General features: G+C 72.8%; 11 protein-coding genes. 6 read left to right on the top strand and 5 right to left on the bottom strand.

The window, feature by feature from the left end; translation table 11 throughout:
- From HLB15_RS19360 to HLB15_RS19350, 3 genes are all read right to left on the bottom strand, one after another.
- The coding region (locus HLB15_RS19360) for a hypothetical protein (RefSeq protein WP_212760113.1) at nt 1-186 on the bottom strand (186 nt) is incomplete at its 3' end.
- Nucleotides 183-1,376 (bottom strand): inositol-3-phosphate synthase, encoded by a 1,194-nt coding sequence (locus tag HLB15_RS19355; RefSeq protein WP_171107712.1) that lies wholly within the window; start codon nt 1,374-1,376, stop codon nt 183-185. The genes HLB15_RS19360 and HLB15_RS19355, both read right to left, overlap by 4 nt.
- Before the next feature lie 124 nt (nt 1,377-1,500).
- The gene (locus HLB15_RS19350; RefSeq protein ID WP_171107710.1) at nt 1,501-2,418 is read right to left on the bottom strand and encodes an aldo/keto reductase; all 918 of its coding nucleotides are present in this window, start codon (nt 2,416-2,418) and stop codon (nt 1,501-1,503) included.
- Nucleotides 2,419-2,754: 336 nt separating this feature from the next.
- Between HLB15_RS19350 and cimA the strand changes: the two genes are divergently transcribed.
- Nucleotides 2,755-4,386 carry a citramalate synthase gene (gene cimA / locus HLB15_RS19345; protein ID WP_171107707.1) on the top strand — a complete coding sequence of 544 codons (1,632 nt, stop codon included), beginning with the start codon at nt 2,755-2,757 and terminating at the stop codon, nt 4,384-4,386.
- Between the two features lie 78 nt (nt 4,387-4,464).
- Here cimA and HLB15_RS19340 read toward each other — a convergent pair whose 3' ends face one another.
- Both HLB15_RS19340 and HLB15_RS19335 read right to left on the bottom strand, forming a co-directional pair.
- A complete protein-coding gene (locus tag HLB15_RS19340; RefSeq protein WP_249360379.1) occupies nt 4,465-5,376 on the bottom strand; it encodes a MurR/RpiR family transcriptional regulator in 912 nt (303 codons plus the stop codon).
- A gap of 117 nt (nt 5,377-5,493) precedes the next feature.
- The gene (locus HLB15_RS19335) at nt 5,494-6,624 is read right to left on the bottom strand and encodes an N-acetylglucosamine kinase (RefSeq protein WP_171107706.1); all 1,131 of its coding nucleotides are present in this window, start codon (nt 6,622-6,624) and stop codon (nt 5,494-5,496) included.
- Nucleotides 6,625-6,833: 209 nt separating this feature from the next.
- On the opposite strand from HLB15_RS19335, the gene lplAB reads away from it, so the two are divergent.
- From lplAB to HLB15_RS19310, 5 genes are all read left to right on the top strand, one after another.
- Entirely contained in the window at nt 6,834-7,880 is a 1,047-nt protein-coding gene (lplAB, locus tag HLB15_RS19330; RefSeq protein WP_171107704.1) for a lipoate-protein ligase LplAB, read from the top strand.
- A gap of 180 nt (nt 7,881-8,060) precedes the next feature.
- Complete coding sequence (locus tag HLB15_RS19325) at nt 8,061-9,353, top strand: sugar ABC transporter substrate-binding protein (RefSeq protein ID WP_229785633.1); 1,293 nt, start codon at nt 8,061-8,063, stop codon at nt 9,351-9,353.
- Entirely contained in the window at nt 9,350-10,339 is a 990-nt protein-coding gene (locus HLB15_RS19320; protein WP_171107701.1) for a carbohydrate ABC transporter permease, read from the top strand. Before HLB15_RS19325 ends, HLB15_RS19320 begins: the two co-directional genes overlap by 4 nt.
- Nucleotides 10,336-11,166 carry a carbohydrate ABC transporter permease gene (locus tag HLB15_RS19315; RefSeq protein WP_171107699.1) on the top strand — a complete coding sequence of 277 codons (831 nt, stop codon included), beginning with the start codon at nt 10,336-10,338 and terminating at the stop codon, nt 11,164-11,166. The genes HLB15_RS19320 and HLB15_RS19315 overlap by 4 nt, the downstream gene beginning before the upstream one ends.
- 7 nt (nt 11,167-11,173) lie before the next feature.
- Nucleotides 11,174-12,280, top strand: a 1,107-nt coding sequence (locus HLB15_RS19310; RefSeq protein WP_171107697.1) for a glycoside hydrolase family 3 N-terminal domain-containing protein, incomplete at its 3' end; no start/stop codon positions are given.

Here is a 12,280-nt window from a genome sequence, read left to right as displayed (position 1 = left end):
CGAGTCGCCGACCACCGACAGGGCGGCGGGGGCGCGCACGAGCTCGGCGAGGTCCCCGAGGCGGGGACGCCGTCGGGCGGGCCGCCCGACGGCGCCGTCGTGCTCGGCCCGGGGATCGGCGAGCGACGGCGTGCGCAGCGGCGGGTCGAACCGGGGACGGAACCGGGGGACGGAGCCGGCGGTCATGCGCCCGCCTGCGCGCTCGTGCGGCGCACCCAGTCCTCCAGGGCGACCGCCTGGGCGGCGGCGTCGTGCACGTCGGAGGACCACGGGTCCTTGAAGAAGAAGCCCAGCTCGGGGACGGGTCCGCTGACGCCCGCGGTGTGCGCGAGGGCGAGCAGGCGCGCGAGGTCGAGCACGAGGGGCGCCGCGAGCATCGAGTCGTGGGCGGTCCAGGTGGTCTGCAGCGTGATCCGCGACCCGAGGAAGCCCTCGACGTGCACGTGGTCCCACGCGACCTTGACGTCGCCCAGGTCGGGCACGTTGTCGATGTGCAGCGGTGTGGTCTCGCTGCCGGTCAGCGCGGTCAGGCCCCGGGTCTTGGTGGCGAGCTTGCTGCGCACGGCGTCGGGGTCGGCCAGCGTGGCGCCGTCGCCGCCGCCCAGCAGGTTGGTGCCGGACCAGGACAGCACCCGCAGCCCGCGCGCGGCGAAGGCCGGGGCGAGCACCGTGCGCAGCCAGGTCTGCCCGGTCTTGCCGTCCTGTCCCGCGACGGGGACGCCCCGCTCGCGTGCGAGCGCCGTGAGGGCGGGCAGGCCCATCCCGGCCGACGGCGTGAAGCACGCGTACGCGGCCCCCGCGAGCACCGCGGCGTACGCCGACACGGACGACGCCGGGAGCACGGCGCGGTCCGGGTCGGCGAGCGCGGCGAGCAGCGCGGCGGGGTCGTCGTGCTCGGGCAGGGGCGCCACGGGCGGCTCGGTCGAGGAGAGGTCGACGACGACGACCCGCGCCAGCCCGTTCCGGTCCCGGAAGGACGCGATGTCGGCGGCGAGGCGTTCGGCGACCTGCTGCTGGGACACCGCGTCCTCGTGGTCCGGCGCGTAGCCGGGGCGCACCTCGGCGTCGGCCTGCTCGAGGGCGTCGTGCGTGGCGGCGAGGAGGCGGGGCGGGATCATCCCCGTCTCGACGAGGTGCTCGGCCCGCTTGGTCATGGTGACGGCGGAGATGTCGTGGCCGCCCACCACGAGGTCGGCGAACTCGGGCAGGCCGGCGGACGCGAACGGCTCCCGCGCGGTGACGCAGCCCGTGGGCGGCGCCTGGCCGCCCGCGATCGCCGCCAGCCCCACCGTGGCGGTGGTGGCGACGGAGCCGCGGGCCCCGACGAACCAGATTCCTGTGCGTTCTGCGTGCTGGCGTGCAGAGGCGTCGTGCATCGTTGTGCTCCCCGGTCCGACGTCGTCGTCCCGAGCAACCTATCCGGACTTATGCCGATTAGCAAACAAAAGTTCAGGGTTGTTCGCACAAAGCGAGAATCCCGACACGGCGCCGGAAGCCGGGTCAGCCCAGCGGGATCTCGGCGTCGCGGGGCGGGACGGCGTCCAGCGACGGCAGGACCGCGTCCAGGTCGGCCGAGAGGGCCAGGTCGCCCGCGGCGACGTTCTGCTCCAGGTGCACCGCGTCGGCGGTGCCGGGGATGAGCAGCGTGCTCGGCGAGTGCCGCAGCAGCCACGCCAGCCCGACCTGCGACGGCGTGACCCCGAGCGTGGTGCTCGCCGCGAGCACGGCCGGCTCGTCGGTCACCTTCGGCATGCCGGGGAACGCGCCGCCGAGCGGGAAGAACGGTACCCAGGCGATCCCCTCGGCCTCGCACCGGCGCAGCAGCGCCTCGTCCGTGCGGGACACCAGGCTGTACGCGTTCTGCACGCACGCGATGCCGGCGGGCAGCGCCCGGCGCAGCACGTCCTCGGTCACGCTGCTGAGCCCGATCGCGCCGATCGTGCCCGCGTCGCGCAGGGCGGTCAGCACCGCGAGCTGGTCCTCGACGTCGACCACCTGGTCCCCCTCGGCGCGCAGGCCGGGCCCGGTGTCCAGGCGGCGCAGGTTCACCACGGGGAGCTGCTCGACGCCGAGGCTGCGCAGGTTGTCCTCGACGCTCGCCCGGATCTCCTCGGGCCGCTGCGCCGGGCGCAGCGGGATCGGCCCGTCCGGGTCGGGGTCGGCGCCCACCTTGGTGACCACCACGACGCCGTCCTCGGGCCGGAGGGCCTCACGGAGCAGGTCGTTGACGAAGCCGTCGCCGTAGAACTGCGCGGTGTCGACGTGGTCCACGCCGAGCTCGACGGCGCGGCGCAGGAGGGCGATCGCCGCGGCGCGGTCGCCCCGCAGCCGCTCGAGCTGCATGGCGCCGTACCCGACGCGGGAGACGCTGCGGCCGGCGAGCCGGCCGGTGGTGGGTGTGGTGCTGCTGGACGTCATGGGAAACGGTCCTCCGGTGGCGACGAATGAAAGCGGAGGGTCCTCCGCTCTGCTCACCGTAGCACAAGCGGAGGGTCCTCCGTTTCGACACCCGCGCGCGGCGCCGCTCAGCAGATGGTCAGGACTTCCGCGGGCCGCCGCCCTGTGGCACCATGACGCGCATGACTCGTCACGTCACCCCGAGCTCCACCCTGCGACAGGTGATCAACATTTCGTAGCGCGTCCGGCGAGAACCGCACCGGACGCGCAGACCTTCCACACCCTGGAGGGTCTTTTTTGTTGGCCTGACGCCCCTGCGGCGCGGCCGATTCGCCGAAGACATCGTTGGGAGCCCCGATGACCACCCCCTCGTTCCAGGTGTACGACACGACCCTGCGCGACGGCGCGCAGCAGGAGGGGATGAACCTCTCCGTGTCCGACAAGCTCGCCATCGCGGCGCTGCTCGACGAGCTCGGCGTCGGCTACATCGAGGGCGGCTGGCCGGGGGCGGTGCCCAAGGACACCGACTTCTTCGCCCGGGCCGCGTCCGAGCTCACCCTGAAGAACGCGGTGCTCGCCGCGTTCGGCGCGACCCGCCGCGCGGGCGTCCGTGCCGGCGACGACCCGCAGGTGCGCGCCCTCCTGGACGCCGCGACGCCCGTGGTGACCCTCGTGGCGAAGTCCGACGTGCGGCACGTCGAGCGCGCGCTGCGCACCACGCGCGAGGAGAACCTGGCGATGATCGGCGACACGGTCGCGTTCCTCGTGGGGGAGGGGCGGCGCGTGGTGCTCGACGCCGAGCACTTCTTCGACGGCTACCGGTACGACGCCGCCTACGCGACGAGCGCCGTCGTCACCGCGTTCGAGGCGGGCGCCGAGGTGGTCACGCTGTGCGACACCAACGGCGGCATGCTGCCGACGTGGGTCGGCGAGATCGTGCGGGAGCTGCGGGCGGACCCCGCCGTCGGACCGGACCGGGTGCTGGGCGTGCACGCCCACAACGACAGCGGGTGCGCGGTGGCGAACTCGCTGGCCGCCGTCGAGGCGGGCGCGACCCACGTGCAGGGCACGGTCAACGGGTACGGCGAGCGCACCGGCAACGCCGACCTGGTCACGGTCGTGGCCAACCTCGAGCTCAAGGCCGGCATGTCCCTCCTGGCCGACGGCGGACTGCGCGAGGCCACCCGCATCGCGCACGCCGTCAGCGAGATCACGAACATCTCGCCGTTCGCGCGCCAGCCGTACGTCGGCGCGAGCGCGTTCGCCCACAAGGGTGGCCTGCACGCCAGCGCCATCCGCGTGGACCCCGACATGTACCAGCACACCGACCCCACGCTCGTGGGCAACGACATGCGGATGCTGGTCTCGGACATGGCGGGCCGCGCGTCGGTCGAGCTGAAGGGCCGCGAGCTGGGCTTCGACCTCGCGGGCCAGGGCGAGCTGCTGTCGCGCGTGACGAACCGCGTCAAGGACGACGAGGCCGCCGGCTACACCTACGAGGCGGCCGACGCGTCCTTCGAGCTGCTGCTGCGCTCCGAGCTGGGGCAGCGGCCGGAGTACTTCACCGTCGAGTCGTGGCGCACCATCATCGAGACGGTGCCCGCGGGCGCCGCGCCGCCGTCGGTCCACGCGCCCGACGCCGACGCCGTCGCCGAGGCGACCGTCAAGCTCTGGGCGGGCGGGGAGCGGATCGTGACGACGGGGGAGGGCAACGGCCCCGTCAACGCGCTCGACCAGGCGCTGCGCACGGCGCTGTCGCGGGTCTACCCGGAGCTCGACCGGTTCGAGCTCATCGACTTCAAGGTCCGCATCCTCGACACCGAGCTCGGCACGGACGCGATCACGCGCGTGCTCATCGACACGAGCGACGGCGGACGGTCGTGGTCGACCGTCGGCGTCGGCCCGAACGTGGTGGAGGCCGCGTGGGAGGCGGTGACGGAGGCGTACGTCTACGGCCTGCTCACCGCGGGCGTCGAGCCGCGGGTCTGACCCCGGGCACGCGCGAGGCGCCCGTCCGGACCTCCGGAGCGGGCGCCTCGTGTGCGACGTGCGGCGGGTGCGAGCGGCTCAGGCGGTCGCCGTGCCGTCCAGCCGCGCGGCGCTGCTGGCCAGCTTGAGCAGGTGCGGGTCGCGCACCGCCTCGTAGGTGGCGCGGATCGCGGCCGACGAGCGGTCGTAGGTGCGCTGCGCGACGCGGACGAACAGGTAGTCCACGACCGTGAGCTGCGCGATGCGGCTCGACATCGCGCCGACGCGGAACTTGGTCTCGCGCGCGGTGGTCGCCAGCACGACGTCGGACACCATGCCGATCGCGGCGTCGGGGAAGTTCGTGATGGCCGCGGTGAGGGCGCCGCGCTTGCGCGCGATCTCCAGGGCCTGGTTCGTCTCGCGTGTCTGGCCGGAGTGGGAGACGCCGATGGCGACGTGGCCCGGCTCGAGCAGCGCCGAGGAGGCGAGCTGCTGGTGCGGGTCGGGCGAGCTGAACACGAACACGCCGATGCGCTGCAGCTTCATCGCGAGGTCGGACGCCGCGAGGTTCGACGAGCCCACGCCGTAGACGTCGACGCGCTTGGCCTCGGAGATCGCGGTCGCCACGCGCTCGATCGCGTCCGTGTCGATCATGCGGGCCGTCTCCTCGATGGTCCGCGCCTCGTGGAACGCGATCTTGGAGACGACGGCCTCGATGTCGTCGGTCTGGTTGATCTCACCCTCGGCGATGCCCGACCGCTCCATCTCGACCTCGCGGCGGCTGGTCGCCTGCGCCAGGTCGATGCGGAACTCCGGGTACCCGGCGTAACCGACGGCGCGGCAGAAGCGGACGACCGTCGCCTGCGACGTGTCGGCGTGCCCGGCGAGCTCGGTGATGGTCGACGCGACGACCGTGTTCGGGTCGTCGAGGACCGTCTGCGCGACTCTGGCCTCCGCGGGTCGCAGCGTCGGCAGCGCGCGCCGGAGTCGGACGAGAACGTCACCTGTCATCGCATCTCCCGGGGTTCGGGTGGTAGGCCTAGGGCTCGGAACATACACCCGTACCGGGGATTCGGGCACAACAGGGTGTGAAGGGTTGCGTGAGACAGTCTGCCGACGCGTCGGCGGTCACTGCAGGTCGTCGCCCGGCAGCTCGGTCGCCGACAGCTCGGCGGTGAGCAGGTCGTTGGCGTTCGCGTCCTCCGCGGCCTCGCCGCTCGTGTGGTGACCGTCGACGCGGACCGTCAGCCACGGGCGGAAGCCGCCCACGGACTGGGGCGTGTCGCGCAGGCGGCGGGCCAGGTGCAGCGCACCGTCGAGCGGCGTGCCGCCGCTGGGCACGAGCGAGACGTCCGGCCGGTCCTCCGAGAGGTGCTTGGTGAGCGACACCGTCAGCGGCGACTCCTCCTGCACCAGACGGCCGGTGGTCGAGGCGAGCGGCGGGATGCCGCGGCCGAGCGCGCTGGACAGCGTGTCGGCGAGGTGCCTGCCGGCCTCCTCGAGGATGCGGATCGAGACCGCGTCGCCCTCGGCCGCCGCGATGATGACCTCCGGCGCCATCGAGGCGAGCTGCCGTGCGCGCTGGGTGTTCTTGTAGAACTGGTTGGGCCAGCTCTCGATGAGACCGAACTTTGCGACCGCGGCGTCGAGCAGGCGCTTGGAGCCGCCACGGCTCGCGCCGTCGTGGTAGCGACCGGCCGCACGCAGCGCCTCGCCGCCGACCCAGACACCCGCACCGAGGTCACCGAGCAGGTGGCCCCAGCCGTCCGCGCGCCGCCAGCGGCTCACGCCGTCGTACCCGAAGGCGACCGCGCCCGTGCCGACCGACAGGACCGCGCCCGCCCGGCCGCGCAGCGCGCCGAGGTGGGCGGTGAGCGCGTCACCCGCGACGGCGGTGCGGTTGGTGCGCAGCTCGCGGGCGAGGATGTCGTGCACCTCGGTCGGCTTCTCGACGAGCGAGGTCAGGCCGGTGATGCCGACGGCGGCCGACGCGACGGGAGCCGTGCTGCCGTCGCTCATGCCGTGCACGCCCATGCGGGCGGCCCAGGCGTTGAAGGACTGGCACAGGGAGGCGACCACCGCGGGGGCGTCGCTGCCCCGGTGGTTCACCTTGACGGCGCGGCCGTTCAGGCTGATGCGCTCGGGGTTCACGGAGTTGCCGAACTCTGCCACCAGGCGCGACCCGCTACCGCCTACGTCGAGTGCGACGACCCAGGCGTCGACCGCCGGTTCCTCAATACCCAGTGCGAGTTCGGACACCAGGTCATTCTGACACGAAACCAGCCCAAGGATGTCTAAAGAGAGGAGGAAATTATGGTCTGTTCTGCGGTGTCATTGCGCCAAAAGTCGGACGTGTGCCAGCGACTTCACCCGGTGTTCCGTGATGTGCCCGGCGCCGGAGGCCGCCTTCCGTACCCAAGGCGTGTCCGGCGCCGGACACCGCAGGCACCGTCGCCTACTGTGAACACGTGCGTGGAGAGTACAAGGTTCCATCGGGAAAGCTGGTTCGTGTCGAGACCGGTGTGGCCGCGGGGCGGCTGACCGGCACCCGGGTGAGCGGGGACTTCTTCCTCGAGCCCGACGAGGCGCTGGAGGCCATGGGGGACGCGCTCGACGGCATGCGTGCCGACGCGTCCAAGGCCCAGCTCGCCGAGGCCGTGCGCGGCGCTCTCGCCGGTGCGACGGCCGTCGGGTTCGACGCCGACGCCGTGGCGGTGGCGACCCGCCGGGCGCTCGGCCACGCGACGGGCTGGGAGGACCACGAGTTCCAGGTGATCCGCACCCCCGCCGTCTCGCCGCTGCTGAACGTCGCGCTCGACCAGGTGCTCACCGAGGAGCTCGGCGCGGGCCGCCGCGGGCCCACCCTCCGGTTCTGGGAGTGGGACGAGTCCGCGGTCATCATCGGGTCGTTCCAGTCGCTGCGCAACGAGGTCGACACCGAGGGTGCCGCGCGGCACGGCGCCCGCGTGATCCGGCGGATCTCCGGGGGCGGCGCCATGTTCATGGAGCCGGGCAACACCATCTCGTACTCGCTGTACGTGCCGGGCTCGCTGGTCGACGGGCTGAGCTTCGAGCGCTCGTACGCGTTCCTCGACGACTGGGTGATCGGCGCCCTGCACGGGCTCGGCATCGACGCGAGCTACGTGCCCCTCAACGACATCGCCTCGCCGGCGGGCAAGATCGCGGGCGCCGCCCAGAAGCGCCTGGCGGGGGGCGCCGTGCTGCACCACGCGACCATGGCCTACGACATGGACGCCGACAAGATGACCGACGTGCTGCGGATCGGTCGTGAGAAGCTCAGCGACAAGGGCACACGCAGCGCCAACAAGCGCGTCGACCCGCTGCGCTCGCAGACCGGGCTCGGCCGGGCCGAGGTGATCGACGCGCTCGAGGCGGCGTTCCGCGCCCGGCACCGGACGGTGACGGGGGAGATCACGCAGCGCGAGTGGGACCTGGCCGCCGGGCTCGTCGAGTCCAAGTTCGGCACCCCGGAATGGACCGCACGGGTGCCGTGACGGTGCCGTGGCGAGGCCGGGCGACCGGCATGTCATGATGGGCAATCACGGTTTGGTAACACCCCTAGCAGATACCAGGCCGCGTCAGTAATCTCCACGCAATGCCGCGTATTGGGAAGTTCATTTCTTAGAAATACCCTCTGGCTACTCTCGCGGCACCGAGCGAAAGGAAGCCGAACGATGAATCGAACGATGCGGCGGTCCGTCGCCGCGACCGCGGGAGCCGTGGCCCTCGCGGCCTCGGTCGCGGCGTGCGGCAGCGGCGGCGGGGGCGGCGACGAGAGCGCCGACAGCCTCAGCGTCTGGATCATGCAGGGCACCAACCCGGACGCGGACGCGTTCTTCGACGAGGTCGCCACGGCGTTCGAGGAGGAGACCGGCGCGACGCTCGACGTCGAGTTCGTCGAGTGGGGCGACGCCCACGACCGGTTCGTCACCTCCATCGCGGGCGGCACCACGCCGGACGTCGCCGAGACCGGCACCACGTGGACCCCCGAGTTCGCGGACGCCGGCGCGCTGGCACCGCTCGACGAGTACGTGTCCGGCGCCGGGGTCTCCGACGACCTCGTCGAGGGCCTGGTCGAGGCGGGCACCTACGACGAGCAGCTCTACGGCATGCCCTGGTACGCCGGCGTGCGCTCGCTCGTCTACAACACGGAGATGTTCGAGCAGGCCGGCGTCGAGGCGCCCACCACGTGGGACGAGCTCGAGGACGCGGCGGCCGCGCTCAAGCAGGAGTTCCCCGACAAGATCGCCGTGGCCGTGCCCGGCGACGCCGAGTTCACCGTGTACCCCTGGGTCTGGGGCGCGGACGGCGAGGTCGCCACGCTCGAGGGCGACACGTGGACCTCGCACCTCGACAGCCCGGAGTCGCAGGAGGGCATCGAGTTCTGGACGGGCCTGGCCACCGAGGGCGGCTACTCGTCGCAGGGTGCCACGACGTGGCGCGAGACCGACGTGCTCGACGCGTTCGCGGCCGGCGACGTCGGCATGGCCGTGATGGGCTCCTGGACGCCCGGCGCCATCGTCGAGGCCAACGCGGACATGGAGGGCAAGTTCGCCGCCGTGCCGATCCCCGGCCAGGACGGCGGCATCGCCCCGTCCGTGCTCGGCGGCTCGCACCTGAGCATGTTCGAGACGGCGCAGGACAAGGACCTGGCCTGGACGTTCCTCGAGATGATGACGACGGGCGAGTTCGCGCAGCAGTGGGCCGAGCAGTCCGGGTACTTCCCGGGCCAGGTGTCGCTCCTGGACGAGACGCTGGCGAGCACCGACCCGCTGGTGGCGCCGTTCGCCGAGCAGTTCGTCGACGGCGGCGCGTCCGTCCCGGCGGCGCCGACCTACGGCGCGGTGCAGGCCAAGCTCACGACGAGCACGATGATGCAGTCGATCCTCTCCGGTGAGCAGGACGTCGCCACGGCGTCGGCCGCGGCGGCCGAGGAGATGACGAACATCCTGAACGGCGCTGGATGACCGCGCAGGCACCACCCACGCCGCGGTCGTCCGGCCCGGCCCCCGCGGGGGCCGGCCGGGCGGCCGTCGGCTGGTCGGGCGGCTGGTCGAGCAGGGCCAGGGCCGCCGCCGCGCGGCCCTGGCTGCTGCTGGCCCCCGCTCTCCTCGTCCTCGCGGTCCTGCTGCTGTGGCCGCTCGTGCGGGTGTTCCTCTTCTCGCTCCAGGACTACGGCCTGCGCGAGATCACGACGGGCGAGGCGAACTGGATCGGCCTGCGCAACTACGGCGAGATCCTCACGGCGCCCGAGCTGTGGACCGTCGTGCTGCCCAACACGGTCGGGTTCGCCGTCCTGTCGGTGGCGGGCACCGTCGTGTTCGGCACGGCCGTCGCGGTGCTGCTGGCCTCGCTCGGGCCGTTCTGGCGCACCGTGACCTCCAGCGCGATCATGGCGGCCTGGGCGATGCCCGCCGTCACCGGCACGTACGTGTGGGTGTGGATCTTCGACGCCGACCGCGGCGTCTTCAACGACACCCTGATGAACCTCGGCCTGCTGGACGACCCCACGAACTGGTTCACGAACCGGTGGACCTTCTACGCCATCGTGCTGCTCAACGTGATCCACCACGGCTTCCCGTTCGTCGCGGTCACGGTGCTCGCGGGCCTGCTCGGCGTCCCGAAGGAGATGCTCGAGGCCGCGGAGATGGACGGCGCCGGCGCGTTCCGGCGGTTCTTCTCCATCGTCGTGCCGCAGCTGCGGCAGGTGTTCGCCGTCGTGATCATCCTGTCGACCATCTGGGACTTCAAGGTGTTCGCGCAGGTGTACCTCATGCCGGGCGGCGCGGGATCGAATCGATCGGTGCTGAACCTCGGCGTGTGGTCGTACGTCGAGTCGTTCGGGCAGAACCGGTACGGGTTCGGCTCCGCGATCGCGGTGCTGCTCACCCTCCTGCTGCTGGCGATCACCGCCGTCTACGTCCGCACCGTGCTGGCCGAGGAGGAACGATGAGCGCGCGACGGTCGACCGCGCGGCAGGTCACCAAGGGCGTGCTGGTCGCGCTGCTGCTCGTGTTCACGCTGTTCCCCGTGTACTGGATGCTGAACAGCTCCCTGGACGCGCAGGCCGGGCACACCAGCAGCTTCTGGCCGGCCGAGCCCACGCTCGAGCACTACTCGTTCGTGCTCACCGAGGGCGGGTTCGGCGGGTTCCTGCGCAACTCGCTGGTCGTGGCCCTCGCGACGGTGCTGGTCTCCGCGGTGCTCGCGCTGCTCGCCTCCGTCGCGGTGGCGCGGTTCCGGTTCCGGATGCGCACGCAGATCCTCATGCTCGTGCTGATCGTGCAGATGGTCCCGCTCGAGGCGCTGGTCATCCCGCTGTTCGTCCAGGTGCGTGACCTGCAGCTGCTCGGGACGCTGCTCGGGCTGGTGGTGGTGTACGTCGCGCTCGCGCTGCCGTTCGGCATCTGGATGCTGCGCGGGTTCGTCGCCGCCGTGCCCGTCGAGCTGGAGGAGGCCGCCTACCTCGACGGGGCCACCTGGGGCCGGATGTTCCGGTCCGTGCTGCTGCCGCTGGTGGCGCCCGGCCTGGTCGCCACGAGCATCTTCAGCTTCATCACGGCGTGGAACGAGTTCATCTTCGCCATGACGATGCTCGGCGGCGCCACCGAGAGCTACACCGTGGCCATCGGTCTGCGCTCGTTCTTCGGCGTCCACTCCAACGACTGGGGCGCCATCATGGCGGCCTCCACGATCATCACGGTGCCCGTGATGATCTTCTTCATCCTGGTCCAGCGCCGCCTCGCCTCCGGACTGACCTCCGGTGCGGTGAAGGCATGAGCCGCCCGTGAGCGACGAGCGCACCGTCCGCGCGGTCAACGGCGTCCTGCTGCCGGGCTTCGAGGCCTCGGGCACCGAGGTCCCCGCCTGGCTGGCCGACGCCGCACGGGCGGGCCTCGCCGGGGTCGTCTACTTCGCGCGCAACACGCCCGACGTCGCGACCACGGCCGAGCTCTCCGCCGCGCTGCACGGGATCGCGCCCGACCTCCTCGTCACGGTCGACGAGGAGGGCGGCGACGTGTCACGGCTCGAGGCCGTGACCGGCTCGTCCCTGCCCGGCGCCGCCGCGCTCGGCGCCCACCCGGGCGGGCCCGCCGTCAGCCTCGACGCCGGGCGCGCGCTCGGCAGGCTGCTCGCCGCGACCGGCGTCGACCTGCTGCTCGGGCCCGTGCTCGACGTCGTCTCCGAGCCCGACAACCCCGTGGTCGGCGTCCGGGCCTTCGGCACGACGGCGGACGTCGTCGCGCGGCACGGTGTCGCGTTCGCGCGCGGCGTGCGCAGCGCGGGCGTCGGCGTGTGCGGCAAGCACTTCCCCGGCCACGGGGCCACCACGGTGGACTCCCACGTGGGACTCCCCGTGGTCGACGCGCCGCTCGACGTCGTCCGGGCGCGGGACCTCGCGCCGTTCGCGCACGGGCTGCACCCCGACGGCGCGGCGCCCGACGACCCGTCGCGGCTCGACGCCGTGATGACCGCCCACGTGGTCTACCCCGCGATCGGACCCGCGCCGGCGTCCGTCGAGCCCGCCGCCACGCGGCTGCTGCGCGAGCTCGGCCACGCGGGCCCGATCGTCACCGACGCCCTCGACATGGGCGCGCTGCGGCGGCTCACCGGCTCGGTGGGGGAGGCCGCCGTGCTCGCCGTCGAGGCCGGCGCCGACCTGCTGTGCCTCGGGCTCGACCCCGCGCTCTACGCCGAGGCGTACAGCGCGCTGGTGGCGGCCGTGGGCGCAGGGCGACTGACCCTCGAGCGCCTCGAGGAGTCGGGCGCGCGCACGCGGGCCCTGGTGGCCGGCGTCCGCGACCGGCGCGCGGCGGCGGGCGAGCCCACGGGGCCGGACGCGGCCGTCGTCGCGCTCGAGGACCTGGCCGACCTCGGGGCCGCGATCGCCGAC

Origin of the sequence: Promicromonospora citrea, from assembly GCF_013004695.1 — a bacterium.
GTDB lineage: Bacteria > Actinomycetota > Actinomycetes > Actinomycetales > Cellulomonadaceae > Promicromonospora > Promicromonospora citrea.
Note: the sequence above shows the minus strand (reverse complement) of the source record. Positions and strands in the feature narration are given on the sequence as shown.

Coding starts and splice junctions, on each gene's coding strand:
- HLB15_RS19355 (WP_171107712.1), bottom strand. CDS start 1,376: ATGCACGACGCCTCTGCACGCCAGCACGCAGAACGCACAGGAATCTGG.
- HLB15_RS19350 (WP_171107710.1), bottom strand. CDS start 2,418: ATGACGTCCAGCAGCACCACACCCACCACCGGCCGGCTCGCCGGCCGC.
- cimA (WP_171107707.1), top strand. CDS start 2,755: ATGACCACCCCCTCGTTCCAGGTGTACGACACGACCCTGCGCGACGGC.
- HLB15_RS19340 (WP_249360379.1), bottom strand. CDS start 5,376: ATGACAGGTGACGTTCTCGTCCGACTCCGGCGCGCGCTGCCGACGCTG.
- HLB15_RS19325 (WP_229785633.1), top strand. CDS start 8,061: ATGAATCGAACGATGCGGCGGTCCGTCGCCGCGACCGCGGGAGCCGTG.
- HLB15_RS19320 (WP_171107701.1), top strand. CDS start 9,350: ATGACCGCGCAGGCACCACCCACGCCGCGGTCGTCCGGCCCGGCCCCC.
- HLB15_RS19315 (WP_171107699.1), top strand. CDS start 10,336: ATGAGCGCGCGACGGTCGACCGCGCGGCAGGTCACCAAGGGCGTGCTG.